This is a genomic window from Colwellia sp. BRX8-4 (assembly GCF_014077345.1).
GTDB lineage: Bacteria > Pseudomonadota > Gammaproteobacteria > Enterobacterales > Alteromonadaceae > Colwellia_A.
Window position 1 is genome coordinate 61,454 of record NZ_JACGVS010000001.1, and the last position, 19,795, is coordinate 81,248.

Consider the following 19,795-nt stretch of genomic DNA (forward strand, 5'->3'; position numbering starts at 1 on the left):
CAAACTATCTTTATTAAAACCATTGAGCCCTAATTAAGCGAATACTGAACTTTTAAAAGATTTATAGCTCAATACTACAGCGCTAAATATAAAGTAAACAAGGAGGATTACATTTGAATAAATTAAGCAAAGGACTGACCTTCTCGATTATCTTGCATATAGCTGTACTGATCATTTTTACACAAGGGTTATCAACAGTTCCACTTAGCGCAGTAAAAAATAACGATTCGGTTAACCCTATTATTCAAGCTCGCCTATATTTTCCTTTACGGTTAAGGAAAAAAGCGATTCTTACTTCCAGCAAGGAACCGCTAGCCATTAAAGAAACCATGCCAACAGATGAAAAAAAAAGAAGTAATGAATGGTTAGAAAAAACCAATAATAGGAAGATACAGCCTGCAAAGTTATCTAAACAGCCAATTGATAAAAACGTGTTGGAGAGTAAAACATCAAGTAAAAAAATGAGTCAAACGTCACTGGAGAAGCTTAAGCAACGTTTAGATAACCAAGCCCGTGAAAACGCTGCAAACGACAGCTTAACTAAATACCTAACCAAGAAGAGTACCGTTGGCCAATCCATCACAACGTATGATCAGTTAGCCCCAGCGAAAGCAAAAATTAAAGAGGTAGATTGTAATAGCAGTAAATTTAATAGTGCGCTAAAAGCGATGTCAACCTTGCTTGGCGGCAGTATCAGGTGTAATAGCATGCCTAATTTAAAAAACTTTTTAAATAAAAGAATGGCCGTAGCTGAAAAAAAAGCACAAAAAAGCCAGTGATATTTCGCTGGCTTTTTGTTAATCGCAATGTAACTAAAGAGAATTAGATTGAGAAAGAAGATCCACAACCACAGGTTGATGAAGCGTTTGGGTTATGTACTAAAAATCTACTACCTTCTAAACCTTCAATATAGTCAACTTCGCCGTCAACTAAATATTGTAAACTCATAGGATCAATAACCATAGTGACGCCTTTTTTCACAATAGTCATGTCACCGTCATTTACTTTTTCATCAAAAGTAAATCCATATGAAAACCCTGAGCAACCACCACCTGTTACATAAACACGTAATTTCAATTCCGGATTCTCTTCTTCTGTGATCAAAGATAATACTTTATTTGCGGCGGCATCGGAAAATTTTATTGGTAATTCGGGAGTTGACATATTGCTCTACTTACAAAGATGTTACGGGAGTGTCTCGCGTGTATTATCTTAAACTTGACTAATTTAGTCAAGTATTGTCTGAGATAGTAAAATTTATCAGCAAGAAGAAGAATTTAATCTGAAATATATACAAAAAATGCGCTATATAATTAAATATAGCGCATTAATTAAACCACTAACGGGTCAGTAGCTAATAGTAAATTAGTGAGTTATTTTTCTACGGTAAATAAGACCAAACATAGCAAGTAACATTAATACAAATGTTTGTGGCTCCGGCACTGCAATAGTATCTGTAGGTGGAGCAAAAGAAACTACACCTTCAATAATATCGTTAGCACAGGTCATTGCCCAGCGAAAGGCAATTTGATTAGCTGTCGCTAATGCAGTTCCAGTAACGTCAAAGGTAAAACTCACCTTACCGTAGCCATTCCATGTTCCACCAACGGTCTTAGCATAGCTATAAGAAGTATCTGCATACCATGAAGATGAATCATGAATCTTATCAGTATGATTATTATCAGCAAGCATAACCGCTTGATCAGCACGGGCACTGTTACCATGAAGAGTCGTTGAAGAAACAACTTGATTAGCACCAAAATTCGACTTTAATTGCCCAGTTCCTGAATTAGAATTACGTGCACCACTTAAATCGTAAACGTAGTTCCAATTTGTGCCGGTATTTGAATTAGCTGCAGCGCTAGTAAAGCTGTCATCTGAGGTATTTCCTTGGGGATCCCAAGGCGATTCTCCAGTACTGTTAAAACTATTATCAGCAGCCATAAACAAATCACCAAGCCTGATGCCGTCTCTATTTATATCGTTGTAAAATGCAGTAAAGATATCAACAGATAGTGTGGTACCGACACGAGAAACAAACATTTGGTCAACGTCATATAGATAAGATTTACCATTGATGTCATTACTATGACCTTTACCTATATAATTATCTTGAATATCAGAATAACCTTTATCAGTGTACTGATTCATTATGTTTTCGGCGGTAAGTGTTGTAGCAAACCCGTTAATACTTGATACTGAAAGTGCAGCGATTGCAATCCATTTTAAACATTTCATATTTTAAACCTACTTCTAAATACTGGCATAAATAACATGTGTAATAAAAACACAAGACTATGTATAAATTTTATTTACTTATTGACCCCACACAATTCAATATTCAAGCCAAGATTAAAAAGCCCTTTATTTTTAAGTGCATAGGATTATATTATTTGATATATCGGTTATTTTACCTAAAAGTGTAAAAAATATCGACAACTATTAACGGTACAACTTAAACAATTAAAGATCTGCTAGATATTCATAATGACTCCTAGTATCCTTAGCAATTGATTTTCATAAGAGAAATAATTAAATGGCCTCTTTGGTAAAAACGACTTTAGCCTTACTCTCCGGCACAATTTTATTGCTGAGTTCGCATGCTCTGGCTTTGCCCGATCAAAACGCAGATAAACCTTATGAAGATGCCCTAGCAAGCTTTTACCTTTCTGAACTCAATGCGGCAATTATTCATTTAAAGAATGCCTTAAAAAATGATCCTGAACATTTACCTTCTATGGTGTTACTCGCCGAAGTATATATTGCTATGGGTGATGGCGCTTCGGCAGAAAATCAACTAGAAAACGCTCAAGAAAAGAATGCTGATGAAAGTAAAATACTGCCGTTAATGCTTGAAGCTTATCTTTTACAGCAAAAATATAAAAAAGTAATTAATGCGCCAATGGCTTCTATAACTCAAAAACAACAACTGAGTAAAGTTGCCGTATTGCAAGGACGTGCTTTTATAGCGATGAATAACTTAGCGCAAGCAAAAGTTTTATTCCAAGAAGCTTTAGAGTATATGCCTAGTAGTATCAAAGCCCAATTAGGCATAGCACAAGTAGAACTGCTTAATGGAAATATGCTCCAAGCAAGAGCCTATATTGATAAAGCACTCTCTTTATCGCCAACAAACAGTGTCGCTTTGACAATGCTTGCTAATATAGAACAGCAAGCTGGCAATCGGATTGAATCGTTAAAAATAATTTCACAAGTTATTGAGCTAAATAATAAAGATTTTCCTGCGTTACTTACACGAGCCAGTTTATATATTGAACTGGGTGATTTTCAACTTGCTTTAAACGACCTTGGTATAATCATCACAGAAATCCCCAATGAGCCGAAAGCAAATTATTTAAAGATAATTGCAAACAGTGCCTTAGGTAATACTGAAGAAGTTAATAAAACAACCGCTCATATCAATACCGTATTAATGGGATTACCCGAAGATATAATGAAACAGAATCCCGTGTATCTTTATTTAGCGGGTGTGATTAGTTTTCAGCAACAAGAAAACTTAAAGGCTCAAGATTTTTTGCAAAAATATATCGCTATTATTAGTGACGATATAAGAGCGTTAAAGTTAGCCGCTCAAATTGAACTCGCATTAAATAATCCCTTTCGTGCAAAAACATTATTAGTAAAATCTAAGCTAGTAGCCCCTGACGACGTTGAAACATGGTCGCTTCTTGGTCAGACCTATACCGTATTAGGAGAACTACAACTTGCTGAAGATTACCTCAAAGATGTTATTGACAGTGATAAAGAAAATCCCCAACCTTTATTTGAGTTAGCAAAGTTAGAAATTTTAACAGGAAAGTTCCCACAAGCTATTACTCACCTTCAATTAGCAAAATCAATAGATGCTAATATAAGTTTTATTGTGCTGCTCGCAGAGGCCTTCCAACAAAACAATCAGTTTGAACAGGCACTAGAGCAATTAGACCTTGCGTTAATTTTACAAAGTGATGATAGCGTTTTGCACTTAAAAAAAGGTATTTTATTAGGTCAATTAGAACAGCACCTACTAGCAAAAGAATCACTAGAACAATCACTAAAGTTAAACCCTAACAACCTTAGGACACTTGTCCATTTATCAAGAATCGATGTTATAGAACAACAGCCAGAAAAAGCGATAGCAAAAATAAATAAGAAAATCGTTGAACTAACAGAACCCAATTCATTTTTACTGATTGAGCTAGGTAATATACATCGCCTAACCAACAATAATAATGAAGCGTTATCAGCCTACAAAAAAGCCTACAGTGTTGATAATACTAACCCCAATGCATTAATAAATATTATTGAAATACAAGTCATGCTTGGCCAATTGAAAGAAGCGATAACCTTAACCAGTGAGTTTTTAAACAAAAACAACAAAGCAGGAAGTATTTATCTAGCACTGGCTAATTTATACATGGCAGATAAAGAATACCAAAAAGCGTTTAGTACTTTCGAATTGGCGGTTAAAAATAGTAATGATAAATCAAATGTTTATAATATTTTTGCTGATGCACAATTGTCACGATCAGATTTTGAAGGCGCTACACTCAGCTTAAAACGATCTATTTCATGGAATGCTGAAAATCTTGACTCCCATTTAAAGTTGTTTGATATTTATCTGCAACAAAAAAACGAAACGTTAGCGCTCGATATTTTAAAGCGTATAGCCAAAAAAAGTACTAATATTATATTTTTAAACAACCTTGAGGGTAACTTATACTTACAATTAGGAAAACTAGCCGAAGCAGAAAAAACATTTCTAGCTTCCTTGAAAAAAAGTCAAAACCGACCCGCCGTTTATGGTTTATATCGTGTATACAAACAACAAGAACAATTTTCAAAGGCGCTTGATTTATTGACCCTTTGGGTTAAAGAAAATCCAAGAGACATTACCTCTCAAATAGCAATCGCGGATACACTAGTCGCAACAAATCAACTGCAGAGTGCTGCTAAAAAATACCAAGATTTAATTGAGGTGTTTTCTGAACTGCCAATTTTGTTGAATAATGCCGCACAAGTATTCATTAAACTGGAGCAGTTCCCTCAGGCATTAACGTATGCAAAAAAAGCAGACAAGATATTACCTGATAATGTCGCAATAATGGATACACTTGCTTGGTCTTATACCCTAAATAAACAAGCAGATTTGGCACTACCTATATTTAGACAAGTTATTGTTAAAGATTTCAACAATGCTGAAATAAAGTATCACTTAGCTGTTACTTTATATCAATTAGATCGCAAGGGTGAAGCAAAGAAATATCTAAAGGCTGCGTTAGAAAATGAAAGTACACTTCCTAACAGAGCTGCTGCTATAGCACTTATGGAAAAGCTTACTGAGGAATAGCGTGAATAATTAAAAAACACTTGTCATTATTGAGTGTTTTTTAATAAATCATTCCAGATATAGCTCTGGTCTATTCGCTGATATTTTTGCCATCTATTTTTTGGTAAAATAGCAGCTAACGCTAATTTTTCGGGTAAAAAGTTTGCAGGAAGAGTGAACTCACCTTCAACAATTTGAAAGTATTGAAAACTAAAAGATAAATCTTTCTTTGTAGATACCGATATATTACTTAACTTTAATTCGCTTGGCTTATTATCTAAGCTCCCCAATAAAGTAAAATCGACATAGCCTTTAGCAAAACGCTTACGTACTTGCTGTTGCATTAAAACAATTTGAAAACGAAAATGATGTGGACTGGCTGTTGGGTGGATCATCATTCGATCAATCGCCAATCCATCAGCGGTTTTTTCTGGTGCCATCACTTTTTCATAAAAAGCTAATTCTTTTTTTACTTCATAATGCTCAGACTCCATGCTTTTTAAAAGCTCTTGGGAGTGCTGATTAGCCATACGTTCAACTTCTAACTCTACTTCAAGGGTATTAATCTGACTATTTTGCTGAACATTCTTTTCATAAAGTTTACTCAATCGCGTTTGCTGTTGTGCTAACGTTTTAACTTGATAACCATGATAAAAATTCCCAACACGATAGCCACTGTAAAGACAGATAACAATCACGAGAAGAAGTAAAAGGGCGGAACGAAATGCGCCTAAACGCACAACAACCGTATTTAGATTTATTTTTGCTAACCAATTCATTTGAAAAGTATTATGATATCCAACGAGTTAATAAATATTTTTAGGCTCAAACAATAAAAGGTGCACCCTTTCATTATTATGATATCGCTCTCTTTACTTAGAAAACGTTTAGCCTTACCGAGAACTTCCTGGCAACTTTGTTTGTTAGCCGCTTTAGGTGGCACTGCATCAGCACTTTTAGTTGTGCTATTCTCCTACAGCATTGAGACAGTTCAAAGCTTTTATTTAGTCCAAAAAGATAATTATACCAGCTTAGATGCTTTAAGTCGTTTCCATTTGCCTATCGTAGGCGGATTAGTCATTTTATTTTTTGCTTGGCTAACCGGCTACCAGTATTTACGCACCGGCATTCCTTTTGTATTACATCGCCTAAAAGTAGCTAATGGCATTATTCCATTTCGCAATACGTTAAATCAATTTTTCGGCAGTGTGATTGCATTAGCCTCAGGCTTCTCAGTTGGAAAAGAAGGACCTGCTATACATTTAGGAGCCGCTTGTAGCAGTTATTTAGGTAACAAGTTAAATCTACCTTTTAATACCATACGCACACTTTGTGCATGTGGCATTGCCGCAGGTATTTCCGCTTGTTTTAATACCCCCATTGCCGCTGTTATATTTGTTATGGAAGTTATTTTACGCGAATACAAAGTGCATATTTTTATTCCTGTAATGATCGCTTCTATTACGGGGTCAATGATCACCCGAAGCCTTTTGGGGCCTGCCCATGAATTTGGATATTTTAGTAAAATATCCCTAAGTTTTCATCATTACCCTGTTTTGATTATATTAGGGTTAATACTTGGGTTATTAGCCTATGGCTTTAACCGATACTTAGTCCTTATTATAAAATATTCGAGCTCGATTCATATTGTGCCACGCATTATGTTAGCAGCATTAATTACTGGCATACTTGGCTTCTTTGTACCCTTTGCTATGGGCACAGACTTAAGTGTAATAACGTTTGCCTTAGAAAATAATATTCCTTTACAATTATTACTTGGGGTTTTATTCGCTAAAATCTTGATGACCATTACCGCTTTAGGCCTAGGTATTCCTGGTGGTATTATCGGTCCTATTATTGGTATTGGTGCTATTGTAGGCACCTGTGTTTCAGTATTAGCTACTGGTTATCTACCCGGAGAAAATTTTGCTGGTGATTATGCCTTAATGGGTATGGCGGGGTTCTTAGCAGCAACACTAAACGCTCCCCTTGCCGCATTATTAACGGTAGTCGAGTTGTCAAATCAGTTAGAGGTTGTTGTGCCAGCAATGATAGTTATCACCACTGCCTGTGTCTTTTCAGGGCAGTTTTTCAACAACCGATCGGTATTTGTTATGCAACTTGAGCAGCAGGGTCTCAAATATCGAAAATCTCCCATCGAGAAATCATTGCAACGTATCGGTGTATTAGGCGTTTTACAGGAAAATATTAGCGTTTATCAACAAGAATGTTCTTTGGAAGTTTTCAGGGCATTGAAGAATGTTGAATTGTTAAATCATGTTATTATTGAAGTAGCACCTGAAACAGAAAGTCTTAGTCCTTACTCAACATTTTCATGGTTAAAAATAAAACACGAGCCAGGCACTAAGCGCGTTGAAATAGTACAATTACAGCTACTACCTTTGCAAAGCCAATCAACTTTAGCTGAAGCCTATTTAGCCCTGATTGAACAGCGAGATGGTGGTGTTTATATTTATGATAATGATCCTAATGAGATCTTAGGTATTATTACTTTTGAACAGATCAGAAGTTATTTATTAGAAGGAAAAACAACAGTATGACAACTCTTTTATGGTTAAAAGCTTGCCATGTTTTTTTTATGGTCGCTTGGTTTGCTGGTGTTTTTTATTTACCACGCCTGTTTGTTAATCATGCTGAAACCTCTAGTATTGAAGTCGCCGAGCATTTAAAGGGGATGGAAAAACGTTTGTTATATTTTGTAACACCTTTCGCTGTGTTAACCGTGTCTTTAGGCATAGCCTTGATTTATTATTACGGGTACGCTTGGTTTATTGCTTCAAAATGGTTGCACTTAAAAATAACTTTAGTGATTTTACTGCTCGCTTACCATGGTTATTGTTTTAAGTTAGTTAAAGATTTTAAAGAAGATAAAAATGTACGTTCAGGAAAATTTTATCGAATTTTTAATGAATTTCCCGTCCTTATATTGCTCGCCATATTATATTTGGTGTATTTAAAACCTTTCTAATGGCTTATCTTTGCTCATATTCTGGTTTATAGCCCATAAGAAGCTTTCATTAATTAATTTGAACGCTTTGATTTAGACACACAGAAATTGAATAACAGCGATAATCTATTCTCAACATTTCTGAATTGTGCTATATTCCTGCATCAAAAATAGTCGCAGTCTTATAATTTTAGGTAACTTTTTATGATGAAGTTTGAAGGAAGTCATATCCTTTCTGTCTCGCAGCTTAATCGCGATGCTATCTCTCGTATTTTAGAAGTTTCATCACTAATGGCCCCTTATGCTATGCGTAAGAAGCGTTGTCATGTGTTGGATGGCGCAATTCTCAACAATCTTTTCTTCGAGCCCAGTACCCGTACTCGGGTCAGTTTTGGTGCGGCTTTTAACCTTCTCGGTGGTGCTGTTCGTGAGACCGTTGGACAAGAAAATTCATCGTTGAGTAAAGGTGAATCTCTCTTTGACACGGCACGTGTTATTAGCGGCTACTCTGATATTATTGCGATGCGACATCCCACGATGTATTCAGTTGAAGAGTTTTCAAAAGGCAGTAGTGTACCGGTTATTAACGGCGGAGATGGAGCTAATGAACACCCAACACAAGCCTTACTTGATTTGTTTACCATGCAATCTGAAATGGCGCCACATAACAAAACTTTAGACGGTTTAAATATTGTCTTAATGGGTGATCTCAAACACGGGAGAACCGTACATTCATTATCAAAATTACTCAGCTTATATAAAAACATGAAAGTAACGATGATATCTCCTGACGCACTTAACATGCCCGACAGTATAATCTCATCCTTAACCAATGCCGGACATCAAGTTGTGGTTACCGATAAAATTGACCATAATTTATCGTGCGATATCATCTATCAAACGCGCATTCAGCAAGAGCGCTTTGCCAGTAAAGACGAAGCTAATTTGTACCGTGGTCATTTCAGCTTAAATAGAGAAGTTTATCAGCAGTTTTGCCAGCAACATACTGTGATAATGCATCCCTTACCACGCGATTCTCGCCCTGAAGCAAACGAGCTTGATAGTGATTTAAATGATTTAGACAACCTAGCTATTTTTAGACAAGCCCAAAATGGTGTACTGGTACGTATGGCATTATTTGCCTTAACACTGGGTGTTGAAAATAAGCTCAGCCAATTTGAAAAACCAGTGACTTGGTACACCAACAAATAAATAATTCTTAAGTATATAAGCGACAACAGTTTATTTAATGTTAGTCGTATTATAATTAACAAAGTAGGCAATTTATGAACCATTCAGAACAACTTTTTAACAGCGCAAAACAAATTATTCCCGGTGGCGTAAACTCGCCTGTTCGTGCATTTAATGGTGTTGGCGGTACGCCTTGTTTTATTAAACGCGCTGAAGGTGCATATATTTATGACGCCGATGATAAAGCTTATATTGATTATGTCGGTTCTTGGGGACCAATGATTTTAGGCCATAACCACCCGGCTATTTTAGCAGCAGTTATTGAAACTGCTCAAAATGGCTTAAGTTTTGGCGCACCTACCGAGCTAGAAATCACTATGGCAGAGAAGGTACGTGAACTAGTACCGTCAATGGAACGCATTCGAATGACCAGCTCAGGTACAGAAGCTACCATGAGCGCAATTCGGTTAGCTCGTGGCTACACTGGACGTGATAAAATCTTAAAGTTTGAAGGTTGCTACCATGGTCATGCTGATTCGCTATTAGTAAAAGCAGGCTCAGGTGCACTAACCATGGGGGTGCCAAATTCACCTGGTATTCCTGCTGATGTTGCCAAGCACACATTAACCGTTAGTTTTAATAATATTGACGAAGTTAGACAAATCTTTGCTAAATATAAAGATGAAATCGCCTGTATTATTGTCGAACCTGTTGCTGGAAACATGAACTGTGTTCTTCCGGTAGAAGGTTTCCTTGAAGGTCTACGTGACGTTTGTGATGAACATAAAAGTGTATTGATTTTTGATGAAGTAATGACCGGCTTTCGTATTGCATTAGGTGGGGCTCAAGCACATTACAATATTGTTCCTGATTTAACGACGTTAGGTAAAGTTATTGGTGGTGGTATGCCTGTCGGTGCGTTTGGCGGTAAAAAAGAGATTATGGATTATATTGCACCTATTGGCCCTGTTTACCACGCAGGTACCTTATCGGGTAACCCTATCGCTATGGCTGCCGGTTTAGCGGCATTAAATGAATTAAGCATCGGTGATAAACACGAGCAATTGAGTGCATCAACTGAAAAGCTTGCTATGGGTTTAAAAGCAGCAGCCGAGCGCAATGGCGTGTCATTAAGCATTAACTATGCTGGTGCAATGTTTGGTTTTTTCTTTACTGATTCACCAGAGCCTGTCACTACTTTTGAACAAGCAACCGCTTGCGATACAGATAAGTTCAGACGTTTCTTCCACTTAATGCTAGAAAACGGCATCTACTTGGCACCTTCAGCTTATGAAGCTGGCTTTTTATCTATGGCTCATACCGATAAAGAGATTGAATTAACGTTAGCCGCTGCTGATAAGTGCTTTGCTCAACTATAATGTAAAAATTAGCGTGGTTTAGCGACTAAACCACGCCCGTTGACGCACAAGGATGCTCATTTTTTAACAAGACCATCCTTAAAATAAAAAGGGATAGCCGATGGCTATCCCTTTTTATTAACGGTGACGCTAATTTACTTTAACGGCCAGTAATTCATTTTCAAGCCAATGATAAGCTTGTTGCCAACCTAATTCTAAACCTGAAAATACCGGATATTTCCATTGATCAAATGAACGACTTGCCTGCAGTTTCTTCGTCACTAAGACACTTTTTTCAGAATAGCAAACAAAGGCAAGCGCTTTTAAACCTTCATAAGATGCGACTGAAAGTTTCGCCTCATAAGTATAGGTGTAGTTATTAATGCGGTTGATTAACAAGGCAAAATCCCCTTCTACGTTCTCATGCACAAATTCATGGCATTCCTCAACCATTTCAAGTGTCATTTCGACGCCTTCATCAGCGGTTACTTCAATAATATTATTTGCAAATATATTATAAAAGCCAAAACTTAAACGATGCTTCATATCAGATCCAGCGTATTAATTTTATACGTGATATCAATCCCTTATGATTAACAAGCAATCCTATGAGCCAGCTAAATTTTTATACAATAGTATCTGTATAATAAACATGCAAGAAAAGGCATGATAAAAAAACAAGATACATTAGTAAACCTGTCATGCTAATCAGTAAAAAGTTGTTCGAACCAAGATAACTTTTTCTTCTTTTCTGTCAGCTTTTTTCCTAAACAATGCGGCTCTATTAAAAGACCTGTCGTTATTGCCGGATAACTAATCATTTCAGCACACTCGATACTGACGGCGATACCACTGGAAGATTCAAAATTAGTTAATGCAATATTTTCAGGCATTAAACGACTTTTGTTAACCACACCGTTTTTATTCATAAACTGTGCAAATAGCACTAAAGCGCCGCTACTGCCTGTTAGGTTGGTCGGTTTGTTGTCGTCACGACCTAGCCAAGTCGTCACTAAGTTTTGGTTATCATAACCAATAAACCAACTGTCTCTTTGATCATTGGTGGTACCCGTTTTCCCTGCTACTGCTGCCCCATCTAAACGCCAAGTAAGCGACTTAGCCGTTCCCACTTCGGTTACTTGTGATAAAGCATGGTCAAGTAAATACATAGCTTGAGTTGAGAACAACTGCTCGTCTGGCGCTTCAAATTGCCATAAAGTTTCGCCCTGTGCCGAGATAATACGGTCAATCGCATGACTATTACTCTTAAATCCTTGATTGGCTATAGATAAATAAAGCTGATTAATTTCATATGGTGATAAACTTAAAGAGCCCAATAACATACTAGGGCGAGTGACGATATCTTCGGGATAACCTAGCAAGTGAAAGATATTGGCAATATTTTCTAAGCCGAGTTGCATACCTAAATTCACTGTTGGCACGTTTAACGACCTAACTAAAGCATCATGTAGGCTTACCTTGCCTTCAAATTTTCCATTATAATTATTTGGACGCCATTCTTTGCCCCCATCGCTGATAAGTACAATAGGTTCGTCGTTCAATAAGGTTGCAAAGTTATATTGTTGATAACGCTCTAGAGCGGCCAAGTATATTGCGGGTTTTACTAATGAACCGATGGGACGTTTAGCATCTAATGCTCGGTTAAATCCGGCATAACCCGCTTTTTTATCGCCAACTAAGGCTTTTACTTCACCTGACTTGATATCGGTAACCACCATGGCAAGTTGTAAGGACTCGCCTTTGTTTAGTATTGTTAACTCAGGGATATGCTTAGCTATCGTTTGTTCGGCATTCATTTGTGCTGTTATTGAAAAGCCTGTAAAAACTCGAACACCCGCTTGTTGTTGGAACGCTGAAAGCTTTTCAGAAAGTTCTTTTTTGACCAATTGTAAATAAGCAGGAAACTTTTTATTGGCTAAACGGCGAGTTTTACGAATAGATAAAGGTGATACGACTGCCGCTTGATAGTTTTTTTGTGAGATCAGTTCATTTTGATACATCAACCGTAAAACAAGATCTCGTCGCTTTTTAGCATTTTTAGGGTGACGCCAAGGATCATAATAACTAGGCCCCTTGACCTGCCCAACAAGCATGGCCATTTGTTCAATCGTTAAAGATTGGATCGGCTGACCAAAATAAAATTTAGCCGCTAAGCCAAAACCATAAATACCATTAGCATAGTGTTGTCCTAAATAGACTTCATTTATATAGGCTTCAAGTAGCTGATCTTTGCTATATCTAAGCTCCAGAATAATCGACATAACCGCTTCGTTAACTTTACGCCAGAGTGTTTTATCACGGGTTAAAAACATATTTTTAACCAGTTGCTGTGTTAAGGTACTCCCTCCCTGAACCGTTCTCCCTGCTTGAATATTAGCCACTAAAGCTCGAAAAATTCCTAATGGGGAAACACCCGCATGAAAATAGAAATCACGGTCTTCAACTAATAGTAAGGTATCAATAAGTTGCTCTGGTACTCTTTGTAGTGAGACTATCACCCTATCTTCTTTGTTTTCAGGAACTAATCGCCCCAGTGAGTAAGGTTCAAATGAAAAACTTTCAATAGCTCCTTGCTCATTAAACAAAGAAAGTATTTTGTTACCGGCAATATTAATAGTGAAGCGCTCTACGTGCGTATTACCGTTGCCAAAATCAAAAGCGCGACGATAAACAATCAGCGTCGTCTTTGATAAAGCAAATTCTCCCGGGTTGAGCGCCTGTTGCTTTCTCTGATAACCAGACAAAAGTAAATTTTGCTTTAGTTGAGCAAGTGAAGCATTATCGCCAACTTTGAAACTGTCAACTTTGCCATAAACTTGCACGGGAATGTTCCACCGTTGCCCCTCAAATTTATCTTTCACTTTACTGTCGAGGTAAACCGCATAAAAGCTAAATAAAAATATAAAGGTAATGAACAATTTCAAAGCAGTATGCCAGCACCAACTTACCCGAGAGGCTCTGGTAGAACTCTTTTCTTTGGTTTCTTTTTTCACATTATTAGTCATTTTAAATAGTATTTTCATCCGTTAATAAAGCTAATGCTTCATTACATATATTTTTTAACGCGGTTAGTCGCCTTTGCATTAGCGGGATCATTCGGCCAAAAGTGCTTAGGGTATTTTGCTTTCATCTCTTTTTGTACTTCCTTGTAGCTTCCTTGCCAAAAAGCAATGAGATCTTGTGTCACTTGAATAGGTCTTTTTGCCGGCGATAGCAGCTCAATAATCAAGGAAACATCGCTGTTATGTTGATCATCGCCAACCTTAGGGGTAACACTCACGCCATAAAGCTCTTGCATAGGCATTGAAACAATTGGCGCTTGCTCGACACTATATCGAATTGGGCAACGTCTTCCTGTTGGGCCAACAAAATACTCAGGGGCAATACGAGCGAAGGTTTTTTGCTGGTTATAATCAAGTAACGATAGTAATGCCGATGATAAATTTACTTTATCTAGCTGGTTTTTATTTTTAATCGCACCAATAAAAGGAACTAACCATAACGCTAAGTGTTGTAATAAATCACTTTCCTCAACATTAGGAAAATTTAAATGCGGCTGAGTTTGATTAACCCAACGCCAACGACTGAGTAATTTTTGATCAGCTTCGCGCCAATGAAGATAGGACAGACCATTTCGCTCAATTTGTTGTTGCCATAAAGTAGCTAGTGCTTCATCACTTATTTGTTCATTACTGGGCTTTTCTGACAAGACAATAGCACCAAATACTGTTTGCTGCTTAGCACTTATACGTTGGGTTTTCGAATCGTAATTAAGTTGTTTTATTTGTTTTTCAGCGATAATTCCCAAATTAATAAGCTGTTTAATATCAACCGGTGCAGCAAGTCTTACTTGTAATTTTTGTTGGTATTCAGCTAAATTAGCAGCCACAATATAATCTTCACTCGCCAGCGCATCTTGCTCATTGATCATAAGACCTTTACCATTTTCAGCTAAAAAATGGCCGTATTGTGCCCGTTGTTTAGCAATACGCTCGGGATAAGCTAAAGCAAGTAATAATCCGGTTAATTCCACTGGTAAGCTTGATAAATTCGATACTGAAACTTCATTAATTCTTTGTAAGTGTTTTTTTGTTTGTAGGAAAAATGACTGATATTTTTTGCTGTTTGATTGCTGAATTAACTCACTCAAACGGTGACGTAAGTCACAATCGGTAAATGCACGTTCACCACGAAATATATCTCGGTCTTCAAGCAATGACGCTAACAATGCGGCGAGGTTTGTTAATCCTAAGTATTGATGTTTTTTTTCTAATGCTGAGGCTCTCACAATCATTTTAGCAAAACGTGGATGACAAGCAAAACCAGCAACATTTTTGCCAAGTGGAGTTAAGTTTCTTTTATCGTCAAGTATCTGCAGCTTTTGTAATTCTTGCCATGCTTGAGTTTCGAGTAGTTTTGCCGGAAGTTCTATCAGAGGTAGTTCATTAAATTGCTTAACACCCCAGCGTGCAACCTCTATAACCATAGGAAGTAAGTCAGCTTGTTGAATTTCACTGGCACTTTGTTCGTTCCTGCGCTGAAAATCTTCGTCGCTGTAAAGTCGAATACATTTACCTGCCATCATTCGACCCGCACGTCCCATACGCTGTATTGCAGAGGCCTTAGAAATATTACGCTGCTGTAACTGATTTGTCAGCGTTTGCCGGTCGTAGATGGCGACTTTTTCTAAACCACAGTCTATAACTAAATCAATTCCTTCAATAGTTAAACTCGTTTCTGCAATATTAGTTGCTAGAACAATTTTATGAAGCCCTTGCTCGGTAGGCGAAATTGCCTGTTGTTGCTCCGCAAGCGTTAAGTTGCCATATAATGGACATAATAAAAAATGCTTGGGTAATAACTCACCTAACTTTTCAGCAAGAAAACGAATGTCAGCGATACCGGGTAAAAAAACCAATATTGAACCTTGGTGCGAGTTTATTGCATTCTTACAAATATTAACCGCGTGTTCACGCCATAATCGGCTATTTTTTACTGGCGAATAACTAACATCAATAGGGAAACTTCGACCTTCACTAGCAAGAGAAACGGCGTCGGGTAATTGCTTGAGTAATTCAGCAGTCGCTAACGTTGCTGACATTAATAATATTTTTAAATCGTCTCGTAACCCTTGTTGTGTATCTCGTGCTAATGCAAAAGCTAAATCTGCATGAAGTGACCTTTCATGAAACTCATCAAAGATCACTAAAGCACAATTTTCAAGCTCAGGGTCATGCTGAATAATTTGGGTGAATATACCTTCAGTGATGACCTCCAATTGAGTATTTTCAGATACCCTACTTTCATTTTTCAACCGATAACCGACTGTTTTCCCGACCGGCTGACCTATCTGCTTCGCTAAAAAACAAGCAACTGTTTTAGCCGCTAAACGACGAGGTTGAAGTAAGTATATTTTTTTACCTTTAAATTGGCCAAGTGCTAATAGCCATAACGGTAGGCCTGTTGATTTACCCGCGCCTGGCGGAGCAGATAGTACAAGAGTTTGATGCTGAGTTAATGCATCAAGAAATTCCGCTTTGATGTTTTCTATGGGTAATGGAGAAACAGACATTTTAATTTTATGAAATAGGGTCGGGTAACAAGCTGATGGTCACTCTATCACAAACGTTTCAAGCCATATTGTTATATTTCGTTCGCCAGCCTAAAACAGGTAAATAACCGCTAAGAATGTAAATATATAAATGCCTAAAAAAAAGCACAATAATGTTCATTATTGTGCTTTATATCGATTAACACGTCACATTAAAAATTACTTAATTAACTCAGCGATCGTGGCAATACCTAAGCCAGTCCCTCCGGCACTAAACAGGCTAGTGCTGCTGCCATTATAAGCCGTCGCTAAATCGAAATGTAACCAACCTGCTCCTTCATTGTCGACAAATCTAGATAAAAATCCCGCAGCATTACTTGCACCGCCAGCACCGCCACCCGGTACAGGTCGACTGTTTGCCGTATCTGCAAATTCAGATGGACATTTATCTTGATGCCAAACGGCTAAAGGAAATTGCCATATTGGCTCATTCACTTGCTCTGCGGCTTTTTTCGCTTGCTCTGCAGCTTGGTTGTCTAAAGTAAATAAAGCATTGTATTCACCACCAGTAGCCATTACCGCCGCACCTGTTAGTGTTGCTGCGTCAATAATAAGAGGCGCCTTAGTTTCGCTTGCTGCTAATAAACCGTCAGCCAGTACTATTCGACCTTCAGCGTCGGTGTTAGCGACTTCCATCGTTACACCGTTTTTATAAGTTAAAATATCGCCCAACTTATAAGCATCGTTACTGACCATATTTTCAGCACAACATAAAAATAACTTAACGCGTTTATTTAAACCTTGTCTAATGGCTAATGCCATAGCTCCCGCAACCACTGCAGCACCGCCCATATCACATTTCATGTCAAACATTCCTGCGTTTGACTTTAAGCTGTAACCGCCACTGTCAAAAGTGATACCTTTACCGACTAAACAAGCAGATACAGCCGCATCAGGATCGCCTGTTGGGTTAAAATCAACTTCTAATAAACACGGCGGATTAATACTGCCTTTACCAACATTATAAATGCCCACCCAGCCTTGCTGTTGCAATTCATCGCCAGAGATAATATTGCTGGTGACATAAGCAGGTGCTTGAGCATTAATATAATCTGCTGCTAACTCAGCCAATTTAAGCGGATATAGCTCAGAAGGTGTTTGATTAATTAAATCACGGCTCCAGGCAAAAACAGCTAATTTGTCGTTCAAACTGTTGATACATTCGCTGCTACCGGTAAATTCAACGTTAGTTAATTTTCCGACACAAGTAAAACCGAGTGCAAAACTCCATTGAGTATTAGCTTGCCAGTTATCACCAGATAAACGTGCATGCTTAACGCCAAGTTTCTCAATGCTACGTGCTGCTTTTTGAATCTGTCTTAAGGGGCTACCACTTGAATCTTTCAAACAGATATGAAGTTCGTTATCAACATACTGAACAAGGTTGTCACTTTGCCAATTATTACTACTACTTTGCTTTGATAAATGAATATTTGTTACTTGGGTCATAAACTATCCTGAAGATCATAAATTAATACGACTTAGTTTATACTCATCATCAAGCAAAGCCGATATTTTTTGAAAAGTAGTTATTTAATTAATGTAAACCTAGCCAAACCTCAGCTTTAAACGAGGGCGTTCAGCAGGGAAAATTGATTATTTAACGGTATAATACTGCGATTTTCTTGTTGTACTTTTTAACGACAGCACCAAAACATCTAAGAAATATTTTATCAAAACGGCTAACTTTGCAATAATTTTAGCGAGTATTGTTGGCCAATTAAGTACCACTAACAAAAGTTAGCGGTTTGTCAGTACATAACGTAACATTAATAAAACTTATCATTTATTTTTCCAATGAACATAAATCTTAAAAAAGCGATTTTAATCAAACGTTATAAACGTTTCCTTGCAGATATCATATTAGAAGATGGCACTGAAACAACACTTCATGTCGCCAATACAGGTGCTATGACCGGTTGTGCTACAGAAAAAGATACTGTCTGGTATAGTACTTCCGATAATAAAAAACGTAAGTATCCTTACAGTTGGGAAATCACTCAAACACAGAATGATCATTTTATATGTGTAAATACCCTACGTGCCAACCAATTAGTTGAAGAAGCACTGACTAATAGAACAATTAGTGAACTGCACAACTATAAAACGTTAAAACGAGAAGTAAAATACGGTGATGAAAATAGTAAAATTGACTTCTTACTTACTGACGAAAACGATGTGTTAACTTATATAGAAGTTAAAAGTGTTACCCTGCTAGGTGATGGCTCTATAAGTAAGCAAGGCTACTTTCCTGATGCAGTCACGCTTCGTGGCCAGAAGCATTTACGTGAACTCATGCAAATGAAACAACAAGGTCATCGAGCTATTTTGTTATTTGCTGTACTTCATAGTGGGATTGACAGCGTTATGGCCGCACAGCATATTGACGCTAAATACGCAGAACTTCTATCACAGGCTAAGGAGCAGGGTGTTGAGGTTATTGCTTACAAAGTAAGCTTTAAGCAAAATATCAGCAACATTCAAATGACTTTGGTCGACGCCTTGCCGGTAAAATTAGCGGAAAATGTAACGGATTAACCAAAAAAAAGAGTTAAATACATTGACTCACCCTAACAAAAATTGTTAAAAAAGCTTGCTCAAAAATAAATTGTTAAAAAATAGTATACAAAAATATTTCCACTTTTCCGAACGAACCCACAACCGTTTGATTTAAAAGAAAAATAATTATTTTTTAAGTTAATTGTAACGAAAGCCTTGAATTATGATTCGTGCAACGCAATATAGACTGGGTATTTCAGGTCTATTTATTATTGGCAATTGCAACCACGGGTGTAGCTTTTAATGAAAGAGCAACAACTTCGCCATGTAGGTCGATGTAGCATTTAGGAGAATAAGCATGCCAGCCAAAAAAGTACTAGGTATTTTAGCATTAGCGGGCGTATCGCCGTACGCAGAGAAAGCCAACGAAGAGTACATGAACGCTGCTCAATTAGAGCATTTCAAGAAAATTCTTGATGCTTGGCGAGTGCAGCTTCGCGAAGAAGTTGACCGCACAGTTATGCATATGCAAGACGAAGCAGCAAACTTCCCTGATCCGGTTGACCGAGCAGCTCAAGAAGAAGAGTTCAGTTTAGAGCTACGCACACGAGATCGTGAACGTAAACTCATTAAAAAAATTGAAAAAACATTACAATTGATTGAAGAAGATGAATTTGGCTTCTGTGATTCATGTGGTATTGAAATTGGCATTCGTCGTTTAGAAGCGCGCCCAACTGCTGATTTATGTATTGAATGCAAAACACTTGCTGAGATTAAAGAACGCCAATTAGCAGGTTAGTTGCTTGATTAAATGATAT

Annotated in this window: 15 protein-coding genes; 8 read left to right on the top strand and 7 right to left on the bottom strand. The window is 37.4% G+C overall.

Annotated elements, in window-relative coordinates; all coding sequences use genetic code 11:
- The first annotated feature begins 113 nt into the window (after positions 1-113).
- Positions 114-779 (top strand): hypothetical protein, encoded by a 666-nt coding sequence (locus H4J56_RS00280; RefSeq protein ID WP_182244123.1) that lies wholly within the window; start codon positions 114-116, stop codon positions 777-779.
- Positions 780-822: 43 nt separating this feature from the next.
- Here H4J56_RS00280 and erpA read toward each other — a convergent pair whose 3' ends face one another.
- The gene (gene erpA / locus H4J56_RS00285; protein ID WP_070375537.1) at positions 823-1,164 is read right to left on the bottom strand and encodes an iron-sulfur cluster insertion protein ErpA; all 342 of its coding nucleotides are present in this window, start codon (positions 1,162-1,164) and stop codon (positions 823-825) included.
- A gap of 201 nt (positions 1,165-1,365) precedes the next feature.
- Positions 1,366-2,238, bottom strand: coding sequence for a PEP-CTERM sorting domain-containing protein (locus H4J56_RS00290; protein WP_182221283.1), 873 nt, complete (start codon positions 2,236-2,238; stop codon positions 1,366-1,368).
- A 298-nt stretch (positions 2,239-2,536) separates the two neighbouring features.
- Here H4J56_RS00290 and prsT point away from each other — a divergent pair, with 298 nt between their 5' ends.
- On the top strand, positions 2,537-5,350 hold the full coding sequence (gene prsT, locus H4J56_RS00295) for an XrtA/PEP-CTERM system TPR-repeat protein PrsT (RefSeq protein WP_182258695.1): 2,814 nt from the start codon (positions 2,537-2,539) through the stop codon (positions 5,348-5,350).
- Positions 5,351-5,376: 26 nt separating this feature from the next.
- On the opposite strand, the gene H4J56_RS00300 is transcribed toward prsT, so the two are convergent.
- Positions 5,377-6,108 (bottom strand): DUF6776 family protein, encoded by a 732-nt coding sequence (locus tag H4J56_RS00300; protein WP_182215579.1) that lies wholly within the window; start codon positions 6,106-6,108, stop codon positions 5,377-5,379.
- Between the two features lie 78 nt (positions 6,109-6,186).
- Between H4J56_RS00300 and H4J56_RS00305 the strand changes: the two genes are divergently transcribed.
- From H4J56_RS00305 to hemL, 4 genes are all read left to right on the top strand, one after another.
- On the top strand, positions 6,187-7,890 hold the full coding sequence (locus H4J56_RS00305) for a chloride channel protein (protein ID WP_182215581.1): 1,704 nt from the start codon (positions 6,187-6,189) through the stop codon (positions 7,888-7,890).
- Positions 7,887-8,318: a CopD family protein gene (locus tag H4J56_RS00310; RefSeq protein ID WP_182215583.1), complete on the top strand. Its 432-nt coding sequence runs from the start codon at positions 7,887-7,889 to the stop codon at positions 8,316-8,318. Before H4J56_RS00305 ends, H4J56_RS00310 begins: the two co-directional genes overlap by 4 nt.
- A 183-nt stretch (positions 8,319-8,501) precedes the next feature.
- The gene (locus tag H4J56_RS00315) at positions 8,502-9,509 is read left to right on the top strand and encodes an aspartate carbamoyltransferase (RefSeq protein WP_197517584.1); all 1,008 of its coding nucleotides are present in this window, start codon (positions 8,502-8,504) and stop codon (positions 9,507-9,509) included.
- Positions 9,510-9,583: 74 nt separating this feature from the next.
- The gene (gene hemL / locus H4J56_RS00320) at positions 9,584-10,867 is read left to right on the top strand and encodes a glutamate-1-semialdehyde 2,1-aminomutase (protein ID WP_182215584.1); all 1,284 of its coding nucleotides are present in this window, start codon (positions 9,584-9,586) and stop codon (positions 10,865-10,867) included.
- 129 nt (positions 10,868-10,996) lie between these two features.
- On the opposite strand, the gene H4J56_RS00325 is transcribed toward hemL, so the two are convergent.
- The 4 genes from H4J56_RS00325 to pepB form a co-directional block, all read right to left on the bottom strand.
- The gene (locus H4J56_RS00325; RefSeq protein ID WP_182215586.1) at positions 10,997-11,392 is read right to left on the bottom strand and encodes a hypothetical protein; all 396 of its coding nucleotides are present in this window, start codon (positions 11,390-11,392) and stop codon (positions 10,997-10,999) included.
- Between the two features lie 158 nt (positions 11,393-11,550).
- The gene (mrcB, locus tag H4J56_RS00330; protein ID WP_182215588.1) at positions 11,551-13,860 is read right to left on the bottom strand and encodes a penicillin-binding protein 1B; all 2,310 of its coding nucleotides are present in this window, start codon (positions 13,858-13,860) and stop codon (positions 11,551-11,553) included.
- Between the two features lie 53 nt (positions 13,861-13,913).
- Positions 13,914-16,439 carry an ATP-dependent helicase HrpB gene (hrpB, locus tag H4J56_RS00335; RefSeq protein WP_182244127.1) on the bottom strand — a complete coding sequence of 842 codons (2,526 nt, stop codon included), beginning with the start codon at positions 16,437-16,439 and terminating at the stop codon, positions 13,914-13,916.
- A 198-nt stretch (positions 16,440-16,637) separates the two neighbouring features.
- Entirely contained in the window at positions 16,638-17,927 is a 1,290-nt protein-coding gene (gene pepB / locus H4J56_RS00340) for an aminopeptidase PepB (RefSeq protein ID WP_182175393.1), read from the bottom strand.
- A gap of 348 nt (positions 17,928-18,275) precedes the next feature.
- Between pepB and sfsA the strand changes: the two genes are divergently transcribed.
- On the top strand, positions 18,276-19,016 hold the full coding sequence (gene sfsA / locus H4J56_RS00345; protein ID WP_182258696.1) for a DNA/RNA nuclease SfsA: 741 nt from the start codon (positions 18,276-18,278) through the stop codon (positions 19,014-19,016).
- A gap of 319 nt (positions 19,017-19,335) precedes the next feature.
- Entirely contained in the window at positions 19,336-19,776 is a 441-nt protein-coding gene (gene dksA / locus H4J56_RS00350; protein ID WP_182175389.1) for an RNA polymerase-binding protein DksA, read from the top strand.
- Positions 19,777-19,795: the final 19 nt, after the last annotated feature.